Source organism: Photobacterium lucens, from assembly GCF_009873615.1.
Lineage (GTDB): Bacteria > Pseudomonadota > Gammaproteobacteria > Enterobacterales > Vibrionaceae > Photobacterium > Photobacterium lucens.
Window position 1 is genome coordinate 1 of record NZ_SSMG01000458.1, and the last position, 13,646, is coordinate 13,646.

The window sequence follows — 13,646 nt, forward strand, 5'->3', positions numbered from 1 at the left end:
GTTTTTATAAGAACCTAAGGACAATAATAAAGCAACGATCAATAACATGCTTGTAATTAGTAATGTTGTCATCCCTGATTGACGATACTTATTCATTACTGCCAATTCCTTATTTTTACATCAAAACTTTTTTCAACCGATGATGAGCCATCAAAATGAGAAACTTTCAAATCAACTTTTATTAACTGTGTCGATGATTGAGCACTTGATAATTGAGTTGTATAAACATTGAAATAATCGACTATAAGTAAATTTTCATCTAACATTGATGAACCACCAGAACACCCATTAGCTAAAGTCGCACCTGATGCTGAGGTGCTATATATTTTCAATTTATTATTTTCAATATAATAAGAACGAAAATAGTCTTTAGAGCCATCATGAAAACCATACGTTAAGCAAGTTGCGGTGCCAGATGATGGAGATAAGGTCACTATCTTTGATGCGCCACTTACAATAAAACTTGAGCCCTTACCTTCATTATAACCTGCACGTAAAACATCTTCCTTAAGCATTCTTAACGCATCGTTCATATCCTGTGCTAGCATTAACTGCTTACTTCTTTCTGCTGCAAGTTTATTTCCATGTAGAAATAAACTACCAACAATACCAATGGCTATTAAGCCAATAGACATTGAGATCAATAATTCAAGTAAGCTAAATCCTTTCTGTTTATACACAGCTACTTACCCCTGAACTTGCACACGCTTTAAAACCGTAACTATCTAAACCAATAGAGCAAGCATATATTCGCCCAGTCAAATGACTTGTGATCACTTTTACTTTTTTTGCTGCATCAACATAAAAGACAATTCCACCGGAAGTCTTAGGTCTACCATCTCTCGATTTAAACTCAGTATCATTACTTGTAAAAGTGCGACAAATTTTTATATTTGAAAAGCTATCAGAAGATATTGATGATAGTTGGTTCCCAGTATTGTCTTTTAAAACAATTGACCAATTATTGATACTTGATGGTGTTGTATTAACACTGATGTAATGTAATTTTGTATTAGCGCCGCGCATCACAGCTTCAGATTTAGCTTGTACCATGATCCATTCAAGCTCAGTTGCAAGTCTTTTTATTTTTTGTGAGGCTATTAGGTTACTAAAACTCGGCGCAGCCATCGCTAACATAATGCTCATCACAGACACGGCGATCACTAATTCAAGCAAAGTAAAACCTCGCTGTCGCTTAGCGATAAAATGTATGTAATGAAAATAGGATGAATTTCCGCGAGCCATTCCTCAAATCCCTTTAAATACGGCTCTCGATCCTTAAGAGCACCTTGATTCATAGATTAACATCAACGCAAAATAGCAAGGATAAGAGAAAAATCAGATATCGATGGGACTCGTAAAATAAAGAGATTAAGGATGATGACTAAACAAAAAGGCGTGACTCTGATCGAAATGTTAATCGTGGTGGCGATTATTGGTGTTATTTCAGCTATTGCTTACCCTTCTTACCAGTCTTACGTTTTGAAAGGACACCGAACTCAAGCTATGGGAGATATGGTAAAGATCCAGTTAGCACTTGAAGGTGATTATGCAAAAACTTCTGGTGGGTATGAAGCTATGCCTTTGGTGTCAGAAATTAATAATAATGATACATGTTCATTTTGCGATATAGATACCTCTAAATATTCACTGTCTATTTCAAATGCAAGCACTAATTCCTATACAATTATTGCTAAACCCAAGTTTCAAGCCAACAATGATACTTGTTTAATTAATGATCTAACTCTGAACCAAAATAGTACAGGTACCCCTGCATCTTGTTGGTAAATTAAGCCATAAAAGTGATACAAAAAAGCCGACAAATCCGTCGGCTTTTTCAATTCTAAATTAACTAATCTTAGTTAGTTAGATCATCAAAAAACTTCTTCACACCTTTGAAGAAACCTTCTGATTTTGGCTTGTGCTTACTTGCTGCTTTTCCACCAAATGTCTCTTCAAGCTCTTGAAGTAGCTCTTTTTGGCGTGAGCTTAAGTTTACTGGTGTTTCTACCACTAAACGACAAATCAGATCACCCGTCATACCACCGCGAACAGATGTCACACCTTTACCACGCATACGGAACATACGACCGGTTTGGGTTTCAGCTGGAACTTTTAAGTTTACACGACCATCAAGGGTCGGCACTTCAACTTCACCGCCGAGTGCTGCCATCGTAAAGCTTACTGGTACATCGCAATGTAGGTTATTGCCATCACGTTGGAAAATGTTGTGTTCTTTCACATGTACTTGAACGTACAAGTCACCTGCTGGTGCACCGAACTCTCCAGCTTCACCTTCGCCAGTTAGACGAATGCGATCGCCAGTATCAACGCCTGCAGGAATTTTAACGGATAACGTTTTGGTTTCTTCTACACGACCTTCGCCATGACATTTATCACATGGATCTTTGATGATTTGACCACGACCATGACAGTGTGGACAGGTTTGCTGTACGGCAAAGAAACCTTGACGCATTTGTACTTGGCCTGCGCCATGACAGGTAGTACATGTTGTTGCTGATGAACCTTTCTTCGAACCAGAACCATCACAACTGTCACAACCAACTAATGTTGGTACACGGATTTCTTTTGAACAACCACGAACAGCTTCTTCTAACGTTAGCTCCATGTTGTAGCGAAGATCTGAACCACGCTGTGCGCGTTGTTGACGACGACCACCGCCACCAAAGATATCGCCAAACACATCGCCAAAGATGTCGCTGAAGTCTGCACCGCCGCCGAAGCCGCCGCCACCGCCCATACCACCTTGTTCAAAGGCTGCATGACCATATTGATCGTAAGCCGCGCGCTTTTGGCCATCAGTAAGAATTTCATAAGCGTATTTCACTTCTTTGAATTTCTCTGCTGATTCCTCATCACCCTGGTTACGGTCTGGGTGGTACTTCATCGCTAAGCGCTTGTATGCCTTTTTGATGTCACGCTCGTTTGCGTCACGGGCTACGCCTAGCACTTCATATAAATCACGTTTAGACATAACTTGATTGTCACCTGGCTAGATATATTTACGGGCGTTAGAGTAACCTCAAACGCCCGTAATTTAAATAAGATGTTAATTAATAAGTATTAATTACGTTCTTATTTGTTGTCTTTAACTTCTTCAAACTCAGCATCAACAACGTCGTCGTCTTGCTTAGCTTGTTGCTCACCTGCACCATCAGCTTGTTGAGCTTGTGCTTTCTGTTGAGCGATTTCCATTAGCTTTTGAGAAGCTGCAACTAGAGCTTGTACTTTAGCGTCGATAGCTTCTTTATCTTCGCCTTTACGTGCTTCTTCTAGTTCAGTTACAGCTGCTTCAATTGCTGTTTTGTCGTCAGCTGGAAGTGCGTCACCCGCTTCTTCGATTTGCTTACGAGTACCGTGAATTAGCTGGTCAGCTTGGTTACGTGCAGTTACTAGCTCTTCGAACTTCTTATCAGCTTCTTTGTTAGCTTCTGCTTCTTGAACCATTTTCTCGATATCTGCATCGCTTAGACCGCCAGAAGCTTGGATAGTGATCTTCTGCTCTTTACCAGTAGTCTTATCTTTTGCAGATACATTTAGGATACCATCAGCATCAAGGTCGAAAGTTACTTCGATTTGTGGCATACCGCGAGGAGCTGCTTGAATACCTTCTAGGTTGAATTGACCTAGAGACTTGTTGTAGCTCGCTTGCTTACGCTCACCTTGAAGAACGTGGATAGTTACCGCGCTTTGGTTATCTTCAGCAGTAGAGAACACTTGGTTCGCTTTTGTTGGGATAGTTGTGTTCTTCTCGATTAGTTTAGTCATCACGCCACCCATGGTTTCGATACCAAGAGATAGTGGAGTAACGTCTAGAAGTAGAACGTCTTTAACATCACCAGCAAGAACACCACCTTGAACAGCAGCACCTACAGCAACAGCTTCATCAGGGTTCACGTCTTTACGTGCTTCTTTACCAAAGAACTCAGCAACTTTTGCTTGAACCATAGGCATACGAGTTTGACCACCAACTAGGATAACATCTGTGATGTCACCAACAGTTAGGTCTGCATCAGCTAGTGCCACTTTTAGTGGGTCTAGAGAGCGTTGAACTAGGTCTTCAACTAGAGATTCTAGTTTCGCACGCGTCACTTTGATGTTCATGTGCTTAGGACCAGTCGCATCAGCTGTGATGTAAGGTAGGTTTACATCAGTTTGCTGTGCAGAAGATAGTTCGATTTTCGCTTTTTCTGCTGCTTCTTTTAGACGCTGCATAGCAAGTGGATCGTTCTTCAGATCGATACCTTGCTCTTTCTTGAATTCGTCTACTAAGTAGTTGATTAGACGTGTATCGAAGTCTTCACCACCTAAGTGTGTGTCACCGTTTGTTGATAGTACTTCGAAAGTTTTCTCGCCTTCAACTTCATCGATTTCGATGATTGAGATATCGAATGTACCACCACCAAGGTCGTAAACAGCGATAGTGCGATCACCACCTTGCTTATCAAGACCGTAAGCAAGTGCAGCTGCTGTTGGTTCGTTGATGATACGTTTAACGTCTAGACCTGCGATACGACCCGCATCTTTAGTTGCTTGACGTTGTGCGTCGTTGAAGTAAGCAGGAACTGTGATTACCGCGCCAGTTACTGGTTCGCCTAGGAAATCTTCAGCTGTTTTCTTCATTTTCTTCAAGATTTCAGCAGATACTTGAGGAGCAGCCATTTTTTGGCCTTTTGCTTCTACCCATGCATCACCGTTGTCAGCCTTAACGATTTTGTAAGGCATGATTTCGATATCACGCTGAACTTCTTCGTCTTCGAAACGACGACCGATTAGACGCTTGATTGCGAATAGTGTGTTTTCAGGGTTTGTTACTGCCTGACGTTTTGCTGGTTGACCAACTAGCGTTTCACCATCTTGAGTGTATGCAACAACTGATGCTGTTGTACGCTCGCCTTCTGCGTTTTCGATTACACGTGGTTTGTCGCCGTCAAGTACTGCCACACAAGAGTTTGTAGTACCTAAGTCAATACCAATGATTTTACCCATCAGACTATCTCCGAAATTCGTTATATTTACTTGCTACACTCTAGAACGCATTCTGAGTTAGCGGTTCGGGGGTTACCCGTGACAAATATATTTAATGTCTTATGACTACTAAATAAGGTCGCTAGAATGCTTTTCAAGGGCAAAATAAAAATATTTTCAAAAAAAATAAAAAAACCCACCGAAGTGGGCTTTTATGCGCTAACAGATAGCAATAATTACGCTTGCGTATTTACGTTACCCGCAGCCGCTTTAGACACCATTACCATTGCAGGGCGGATCACACGGCCATTTAGCTCGTAACCTTTTTGCATTACCATCATTACTGTGTTTGGTGCAAACTCAGTACTTTCTTGAATTGCCATTGCTTGGTGGAATTCAGGGTTGAATGCTTCACCTTGTGGGTTAATTTGCGTTAAACCAAACTTCGCCACTGTATCTGTCATTGTTTTTAGCGTTAGCTCAACACCTTCCATCATCGCTTTTGATGATTCATCAGTCTTGTCTGCCATTTCAAGCGCACGCTCAAGGTTGTCAATTACTGGCAATAATTCTTCTGCAAATTTGTTTAATGCATACTTACGTGCTTTATCAATTTCTTGCTCTGAACGACGGCGTACATTCTCGCCTTCTGCACGTGCACGCAGTGCCATGTCTTTTGCTTCGTTAGCTTGTGCTTCGCTTGCTAATAGTGCCGCTTCTAGCTCTGCAATACGCGCTGAGTATAATTCTTCTTCAGATTCAACAAACTCACCCTCAACAGCTTCAACTTCTACAGCCTCAACTGCATCTTTAAGCTGCTCATCCTGTACATTGTGGTCTTTATTTGTCATGCGTCATTTCTCCGCCAAGATAATAGGGTATGAATTAATCAGTAGCGGTATATCAATATTCGCTACGTTTCAAACAGTCTTGGGCATATTATGGGGATGAAGTTCAATGATTCAACCCAATATTGATAACAAACAGCGACAAGTTTTTTTTTCTAAGGCTATACTGCCCTCACTATCATTTGTTGGAACAAAGAGATGACGCGTATTTTTGAAACCATTGCGTTAATTGGTAAACCACGTAACCCAGATGCCCTACAAACACATATGAGTTTGTATCAATGGTTGGTGGCACAAAATTACACCGTTTTATTGGATCATCGCCTTTCCAATGATCTTGATATACCAGAAGACTGTTTCTACGATTTGCTCACTCTTGGGGAAAAAGCCGATCTAGCTATTGTGGTCGGTGGTGATGGCAACATGCTTGGCGCTGCACGTGTATTATCTCGTTTTGATATCTCTGTGATTGGAGTAAACCGTGGCAACCTTGGTTTCTTAACCGATCTTGACCCTGATGATTTTGAAGCACCACTCGCACGTGTGCTAGACGGGGAATTCATTAAAGAAGATCGCTTTTTATTAGAAGCTGAAGTGCATCGCCACGGACAAGTAAAAAGCAGAAACGCCGCACTAAACGAAGCCGTACTGCACCCAGATAAAATCGCTCACATGATTGAGTTTGAAGTTTATATTGATGATAGCTTCGCGTTCTCGCAACGCTCTGATGGTTTAATTATTGCGACACCAACAGGTTCAACAGCCTATTCGCTCTCTGGTGGTGGTCCTATTTTGTCACCAAGTTTAAATGCTATTGCGCTTGTACCCATGTTCCCACATACGCTGTCATGCCGACCATTAGTGGTAGATGGTGATCGCTGTATCAAACTGCTGGTATCACCCAATAATGGCAGCACATTAGAAGTCAGTTGTGACGGTCAGGTATCTTTACCTGTTAGCCCTGGTGATGAAATTCATATTTACCAAAGCAAAGACAGGTTACAGCTGATCCATCCGAAAGATTACAGCTATTATAATATCTTGCGAGGAAAACTCGGTTGGTCTAGCCGCCTCTTCTAAACAATATTCCAATAAAGCCAGTTTCTACACTGGCTTTATTTCTATCTGCATTTCAAAAACTTAATCCAAATCATATTTTTCAGCATATTTCTTCACTCAATACTTTACTGGTTATAGATACAGTATATACTGTATGAAAAAACAGGTGTTGATTTAAACAGGTGAACACATGCTGGCACACATGACTATCTCTAACTTTGCCATTGTTAAAACGCTTCAATTTGAACTTAAACCGGGTATGACCACCATTACAGGTGAAACGGGTGCAGGTAAATCTATTGCCATCGATGCACTGGGTTTATGCCTTGGCGATCGTGCAGAAGCTTCAATGGTTCGCCCCAATGAAGACAAAGCAGAGATCTCTGCCGCTTTCTCATTAGCAAACAACCAAGCTGCACGTCGTTGGTTAGAAGATAACGATTTAATGGATGGTGAAGAGTGTATTTTACGCCGAGTGATCACCAAAGAAGGTCGCTCTCGTGGCTTCATTAATGGCAGCCCTGTTCCTGCATCACAACAAAAAGCATTGGGACAGCTACTGATCAACATTCATGGTCAACATGCCCACCAGCAACTAATGCGTCCTGATTATCAACAGCAAATGCTTGATCAATATGCAGGTCACCACATGCTGTTAGATAAAACACGTGAAACCTACCAACGCTGGCGCCAAGCGCACAACGAGCTAAAACGTCTAACACAAAGTCGTGAAGAGAACGAAGCGCAAAAACAATTACTTCAGTACCAAGTCAAAGAGCTAGATGAATTAGCATTAGGTGAAGAAGAATTTATTGAGATTGAAGAAGAGCATAAGCGCCTATCAAACAGTGGTGAGCTTGCTGTTGCTAGCCAAACAGCACTTTCTGCTCTCTACGACGGTGATGATGGTAATGCGTTACAGCTACTACAAATGGCTTGTCAGCAAGTATGCAATTTAGGTGAGTACGATAATAACCTAAACGCAATCCCACAGATGTTGGAAGAAGCGATCATCCAGGTACAGGAAGCAAGCCAAGAGCTACGCAGCTACCTTGATAACTTAGATATGGATCCACACCGCTTGATCTATTTAGAAGAACGTTTATCAAAAATCATGTCGATGGCACGTAAGCACTACGTAATGCCAAACGAACTATATCAAAAGCATCAAGACTTACTCAAAGAGCTAGAAAACCTTGATTGCAGCGATGAACGCTTAGAAGAAATGGCTGAAAACGTGGAAGCATTACGTCAAAAATGCCTGCTTGCAGCCGAAAAACTCAGTAAAAGTCGTCAGCGTTATGCCAAAGAGCTTGATCAAAAGATCTCAGAAAGTATGCATACACTAAGCATGGAGCACGGTGAGTTTTCAATTAACATCACCAGCGATCCAGACCGCATGTTAAGCCCTATTGGTTACGACAGTATCAACTTCTTAGTCTCAACCAACCCAGGTCAACCATTACAGCCACTAGGCAAAGTCGCATCAGGTGGTGAACTATCACGTATTTCATTGGCGATTCAAGTGATCACGGCTCAAAAAGTAGAAACACCAAGCCTTATTTTCGATGAAGTCGATGTCGGTATTAGTGGCCCAACAGCTGCTATCGTTGGCAAGATGCTGCGTACGCTAGGCGAATCAACCCAAGTCATGTGTGTGACTCACTTACCGCAGGTCGCTGGCTGTGGTCATCAACAAATGTTCGTAGCAAAGAAAACGTCAGAAGGTCAAACTGAAACCAATATGCGTCCATTAACAGAAGATGATCGTGTCGCAGAGCTTGCTCGCCTACTCGGTGGTAGTGAAATTACTGAACGCACATTGGCAAATGCAAAAGAGTTATTGATTGCGGCTTGATTAAGTTTCGCTTATTTAGCGGTTATGAAATAAACTAAGAGACAGATGCAACTATTACGAGAAGTAATAGTCGAATATCAAAATTATTTACTTTTTTTCTTTACCGCTTTTTACTTCTGCATAGACCTTGTTTATCATCGCAGCAGTTAAAGCTAAAAAGCCAGGATGCTATGACTTGGAAAAACATTGCAGCCCTAACCCTAGCGTTAGGCTTACTTAGTGGCTGTTCAATCGCAGAACGTTTGGTTTATCGCATTGATATCGACCAAGGTAACTACGTAGAACAAAAAAGTGTAGATATGCTTCGTGTCGGCATGACCAAAGCGCAAGTTCAATATGTACTGGGCACTCCTATGTTAGTAGACCCAAGTTACCCTGATACATGGAACTATATCTTCTACGAACAAAACGGCCATGACAAACCGATCCAGAAGAATTTGATCTTAACATTCAACCCACAAGCACAACTTGTGAGTATGAAAGGAGATTACAAACAAAGCCCTCAATTTTTAACACCAATTAATTAATGGTTTTGTTCTTGTCATAACAAAAAAGCTCGCCAATGCGAGCTTTTTTTATATTCAAACTTTAACCGTTAGTGCTTCTATTCAGCATTAAGTTTAGCTTGCTCAGCACGTTTACGACGGATCTCACGTGGATCTGCCACTAACGGACGATAGATCTCAATTCTATCCCCTTCTCTTGCTGTACTGTCTAATTTCACATTACGACTATATATCCCTACTTTATTTTTCTTTAAGTCAATCTCAGGATACATAGCTAAAATGCCAGATTGTTCAATAATTTCCTGTATCGGCGTATCAGCAACAACAGCTAACTTTAAAACTCGCTGTGCATTGGGTAATGCGTAAACAACCTCAACATGGATTAACGATTGATCAGAATGCATAAATTTCTTTTGCTCGTTGAGTGAATGCCTGAACCATATTACTGGTCAAGTCGCGGAAAATCTTACCAAAAGCTGCATCAATTAAGCCGCTGGTAAATTCAAATTCTAAATTCAATTCGATCTTACATGCCGTAGCGTCAAGCTCAGTAAAAGTCCAACCACCGACAAGTTTACGGAAAGGGCCATCCACTAGCTGCATGTTGATCTGATTAAAATCAACCAGCTTATTATGCGTCACAAATGTTTTACGGATGCCAGCTTTCGATACATCAACCGACGCCATCATATGATCTGCTGAGCTTTCAATAATTTTACTGCCAGCACATCCCGGTAGGAACGCAGGATAGGATTCAACATCATTGACCAATTCAAACATTTGCTGGGCACTAAACGGAACAAGTGCAGAGCGACTAATCTGCGGCATAGCTTCTCCTTCATCGAACAAAATGCCCCTGCGACGCATTGCAACTACGCAACAAGAGACGCAACTATAATACCATTAGTCGTCGATCTGCCAAAATAGCTATTGTTACCGCCAACAATTATGATAAGTTCAATAACTTATTTCGACCATGCACAGCATTATTTGCTGCTGACTTGGGACAGCAACACTGACTTTAAGAGGTCATCATGGCTAAAAAACCAAACAAAAAGCCAGGCAGTAATACTATTGCCAAAAATAAAACTGCACGCTTTGAATTTGCAATTAATGACGAATACGAAGCAGGTATGCAACTTCAAGGTTGGGAAGTAAAAGCGATCCGTGACGGTAAAGTAAACATGACAGAAAGTTATGTCTTCTTACGTAATGGCGAAGCCTTTATCTCTGGTTTAACCATCACACCACTGAATGCTGCATCAACGCACGTCGTCGCTGATCCAACACGTACACGTAAACTACTACTAAATCGTCGTGAAATTGATAAATTAGCAGGTGCTGTAAACCGTGATGGTGAAACCATTATTGCGCTGAACATGTACTGGAAAGCCTCTTTTGTGAAGATCAAAATCGGTACAGCACGTGGTAAGAAATTGCACGACAAACGCGCCGACAGCAAAGCAAAAGATTGGCAACGCGATAAAGCACGTATACTGAAAAGTAGCAATCGCTAAAAATTCTTCGTAACAGCAGATTAGCATTTGATTACTAATCAATCGTTTGGGCGTTTATAGTATATATATCTATTGACCCCCTCAAAGAATCTGCTAACATCGTTCGAACTCTGGGGCTGATTTAGGATTCGACAGGATCACGAAGGCTTGTGGAGCATGCCGAGGTGCGGTTGGCCTCGTAAAAAAGCCGCAAAAAAATAGTCGCAAACGACGAAAACTACGCACTAGCAGCTTAATACCCTGCTAAGAGCGCTCCTGCCCTAGCTTCCGCTTGTAAGACGGGGAATAACAGGGGTTCAAACCCAAACAAGATAGCGAGGGAACCTTTGACTAGAGAGGTGAACCGCGAAATAGAATTCTGGTATGTATTTGCATAGCGTGTCTGTTCGCAGTGCACTTACGAGATTAAAGACAGACTAAGCATGTAGCGCCATTGGTTAGACTGGTTTTGGACGCGGGTTCAAATCCCGCCAGCTCCACCAAATTCGTATACGAAGGCGTCCTAGGACGTCCAGAGAGCCCGCTAGGTTACTGACTTAGCGGGCTTTCTTGTATCTGTAAGGTTCTAAGGTGTCCAGTAACATCTTTGATTTATGGGTACATCTTTGGGTACACTGTTATTACGGTATTAATATGGTGTACCCATTATGGCAAAAATAACTACCCGACTTACCGATAAAGAAATCAAATCAGCAAAACCAAGAGACAAAGAGTACTGCCTCTTTGATGGCGGTGGTCTCCGACTCAGAGTCAAACCTAGCGGTTCAAAACATTGGTTATTTAATTACTATCGCCCCAATAGTAAAAAGAGAGCTAATCTCACCTTAGGAAAGTATCCCGATCTTTCTCTTGCTCTCGCACGTAAACAAGCTCTGGAAGCTAAAGAGCTCATCGCTCAAGATATCGATCCACAAGAAGATAAAAAACGTAAACAGCAAGAACACAAAACAGTCCATCAACATACTTTCTTTAATGTATCTAAAGAGTGGTTTGATATTAAACAAGAAAGTGTGACGCCTGACTACGCGGTAGACATATGGCGCTCACTCGAATTACATATATTCCCCAACTTATCAACAACACCCGTCAAAGACATTACAGCTCCTTTAGTTATCGAATCACTTAAGCCTATAGAAGCTAAAGGCAGCTTAGAAACAGTTAAGCGATTAACTCAACGTCTAAACGAAATCATGGATTTTGCAACTAATTGCGGTTTCGTTAATGCCAATCCATTAACAGGAATAAAAGCGGCCTTCAAAAAACCTCAAAAAAAGAATATGGCATCGATCAAGCCTGAAGGATTGCCTGAATTAATGAATGCCATAGCAAACGCAAATATAAAACGCACGACTCGCTGCTTAATTGAATGGCAATTACATACAATGACCCGCCCTTTTGAAGCTGCAGCTACTCGATGGAGTGAGATAGATCTAAGTCAGAGAATTTGGACCATTCCAGCAGAGCGAATGAAAAAAAAGCGCGAACACCGTATTCCTTTAACCGATCAAACAGTTGCTTTATTAGAAGTGATGAAACCAATCAGTCAGCATCGAGAATTTGTCTTTCCTTCGGATAGAAATCCACTCAAGTCTTATAACAGCCAAACAGCAAATATGGCTCTCAAACGTATGGGGTTTGAGAAGAGGCTAGTTAGTCATGGATTTCGCTCATTAGCAAGTACCACTCTCAATGAGCAAGGCTTTGATTCTGACTTAATTGAAGCATCACTTGCTCATGTCGATGGAAATCAAGTTCGAAGTGCATATAATCGAACTGATTATTTCGAAAGACGTATTCCGATGATGGTATGGTGGAGCGAGCATATAATGAAAGCATCACTTGGCTGCCTTTCTATAACAGGTAGCAAGCAATTAAATGTAATTTAATAAAACTCAAAAGCAGCTTTTTATTGAGAGATACTCTTAATATGTATTTGTTCTGGCTATTTCTGACACTTTAATAAAAAGAAGAATGTTACCTACTTTGATTAAAGGTGCTGAATACCTAATCAAAGACAATAATAGGCAACACTTACCTTACGGCGGGTCAGACTTTACTTGTAATATCTATCCCACTGACAGGTATAAAAAAATATTGTTATAATGTAGGATCACTCTAACTCTAAGCAAAATAAATATGACAGATCTCCAAAATTTGAAAGGTCAGATTGCCCAAAAGTTACATGCACTGTTTTCTAGTGATCAACCCTTCTATGCCCGCCAGCAAGATGATGGTGTTTATCATAAAAAGTATGGTTTTCTCTCAGCCTCACTCATTAAAAAGTCATTAAATGAGCAAGGTTCAATAGCTGTTTATCAAAAGCAACAGGATTACACCGTAAAGTGGATATGCTATGACTTTGATATTCTGAAGGAACATTTAGGATCTGAAACAAGAAAGGTTGCCGAAGAAGAGCTTCTATTAACCGTCAGCCAATTTGTCAATTACTTATCTTTAAAAAATATCCCCTGCCTAACCGAGTATTCAGGTAATAGGGGTTATCACGTTTGGATACTTTTTTCAGAAAACGTGTACTACTCTACTGCTTACGAAGTTCTAGAAGCGATTTTAGATGATTCTAATTTAACCTACGACCACTCATTGCTTGGTATAGATACGTTTCCCAAATCTTCTAAACCTTCTTCTGGTGTGGGACTTGGGGTAAAAATCCCACTTTCACATCATAAAAAGTCAGGCGCATATTCATATCTAATACGTAAAGACTGCCTTTTTGAAAGCAAAGTTATCAATGAACTAACTGATGATGTTCTTGAAGATAACCTCTATATACTAGAAGAAACTAATAAAATATCTATAAATAATCTCGAAAAGATACTTAGTCGATTTTTTATAAAATACGACACGTATG

14 protein-coding genes and 1 other RNA gene are annotated in these 13,646 nt (G+C 40.9%); 8 read left to right on the plus strand and 7 right to left on the minus strand.

Features of this window, described 5'->3' with window-relative positions; translation table 11 throughout:
• Positions 1–95: 95 nt before the first annotated feature.
• Positions 96–680, minus strand: a complete 585-nt coding sequence (locus E5A76_RS18630) for a PilW family protein (RefSeq protein WP_161119841.1) — start codon at positions 678–680, stop codon at positions 96–98.
• Positions 673–1,245, minus strand: a complete 573-nt coding sequence (locus E5A76_RS18635; RefSeq protein ID WP_161119842.1) for a GspH/FimT family pseudopilin — start codon at positions 1,243–1,245, stop codon at positions 673–675. Before E5A76_RS18635 ends, E5A76_RS18630 begins: the two co-directional genes overlap by 8 nt.
• Before the next feature lie 132 nt (positions 1,246–1,377).
• Here E5A76_RS18635 and E5A76_RS18640 point away from each other — a divergent pair, with 132 nt between their 5' ends.
• Positions 1,378–1,788 carry a type IV pilin protein gene (locus E5A76_RS18640; protein WP_161119843.1) on the plus strand — a complete coding sequence of 137 codons (411 nt, stop codon included), beginning with the start codon at positions 1,378–1,380 and terminating at the stop codon, positions 1,786–1,788.
• Between the two features lie 70 nt (positions 1,789–1,858).
• On the opposite strand, the gene dnaJ is transcribed toward E5A76_RS18640, so the two are convergent.
• The 3 genes from dnaJ to grpE all read right to left on the minus strand — a co-directional run bounded on the left by dnaJ (position 1,859) and on the right by grpE (position 5,840).
• Positions 1,859–2,995 (minus strand): molecular chaperone DnaJ, encoded by a 1,137-nt coding sequence (gene dnaJ / locus E5A76_RS18645; RefSeq protein ID WP_053987859.1) that lies wholly within the window; start codon positions 2,993–2,995, stop codon positions 1,859–1,861.
• Positions 2,996–3,096: 101 nt separating this feature from the next.
• Positions 3,097–5,010 carry a molecular chaperone DnaK gene (dnaK, locus tag E5A76_RS18650; RefSeq protein ID WP_053987860.1) on the minus strand — a complete coding sequence of 638 codons (1,914 nt, stop codon included), beginning with the start codon at positions 5,008–5,010 and terminating at the stop codon, positions 3,097–3,099.
• Positions 5,011–5,225: 215 nt separating this feature from the next.
• Positions 5,226–5,840 carry a nucleotide exchange factor GrpE gene (gene grpE, locus E5A76_RS18655; RefSeq protein ID WP_008988373.1) on the minus strand — a complete coding sequence of 205 codons (615 nt, stop codon included), beginning with the start codon at positions 5,838–5,840 and terminating at the stop codon, positions 5,226–5,228.
• Between the two features lie 195 nt (positions 5,841–6,035).
• Between grpE and nadK the strand changes: the two genes are divergently transcribed.
• The 3 genes from nadK (at position 6,036) to bamE (ending at position 9,281) form a co-directional block, all read left to right on the plus strand.
• Complete coding sequence (nadK, locus tag E5A76_RS18660) at positions 6,036–6,917, plus strand: NAD(+) kinase (protein WP_008988374.1); 882 nt, start codon at positions 6,036–6,038, stop codon at positions 6,915–6,917.
• A gap of 169 nt (positions 6,918–7,086) precedes the next feature.
• The gene (gene recN, locus E5A76_RS18665; protein ID WP_161119844.1) at positions 7,087–8,754 is read left to right on the plus strand and encodes a DNA repair protein RecN; all 1,668 of its coding nucleotides are present in this window, start codon (positions 7,087–7,089) and stop codon (positions 8,752–8,754) included.
• Between the two features lie 170 nt (positions 8,755–8,924).
• The gene (gene bamE / locus E5A76_RS18670; protein ID WP_008988376.1) at positions 8,925–9,281 is read left to right on the plus strand and encodes an outer membrane protein assembly factor BamE; all 357 of its coding nucleotides are present in this window, start codon (positions 8,925–8,927) and stop codon (positions 9,279–9,281) included.
• A 77-nt stretch (positions 9,282–9,358) separates the two neighbouring features.
• Here bamE and E5A76_RS18675 read toward each other — a convergent pair whose 3' ends face one another.
• Together E5A76_RS18675 and E5A76_RS18680 are read right to left on the minus strand one after the other, a co-directional pair.
• On the minus strand, positions 9,359–9,664 hold the full coding sequence (locus E5A76_RS18675; protein ID WP_107166791.1) for an RnfH family protein: 306 nt from the start codon (positions 9,662–9,664) through the stop codon (positions 9,359–9,361).
• Complete coding sequence (locus E5A76_RS18680; protein WP_008988378.1) at positions 9,654–10,088, minus strand: SRPBCC family protein; 435 nt, start codon at positions 10,086–10,088, stop codon at positions 9,654–9,656. The genes E5A76_RS18675 and E5A76_RS18680 overlap by 11 nt, the downstream gene beginning before the upstream one ends.
• 206 nt (positions 10,089–10,294) lie before the next feature.
• Between E5A76_RS18680 and smpB the strand changes: the two genes are divergently transcribed.
• The 4 genes from smpB to E5A76_RS18700 all read left to right on the plus strand — a co-directional run.
• Positions 10,295–10,777, plus strand: a complete 483-nt coding sequence (gene smpB / locus E5A76_RS18685) for an SsrA-binding protein SmpB (protein ID WP_008988379.1) — start codon at positions 10,295–10,297, stop codon at positions 10,775–10,777.
• Positions 10,778–10,889: 112 nt separating this feature from the next.
• Positions 10,890–11,259: a transfer-messenger RNA gene (gene ssrA / locus E5A76_RS18690) on the plus strand.
• A gap of 165 nt (positions 11,260–11,424) precedes the next feature.
• Positions 11,425–12,663 carry an integrase domain-containing protein gene (locus E5A76_RS18695; protein ID WP_161119845.1) on the plus strand — a complete coding sequence of 413 codons (1,239 nt, stop codon included), beginning with the start codon at positions 11,425–11,427 and terminating at the stop codon, positions 12,661–12,663.
• Positions 12,664–12,913: 250 nt separating this feature from the next.
• A partial coding sequence (locus E5A76_RS18700; RefSeq protein ID WP_422615821.1) for a TOTE conflict system archaeo-eukaryotic primase domain-containing protein occupies positions 12,914–13,646 on the plus strand: 733 nt, incomplete at its 3' end.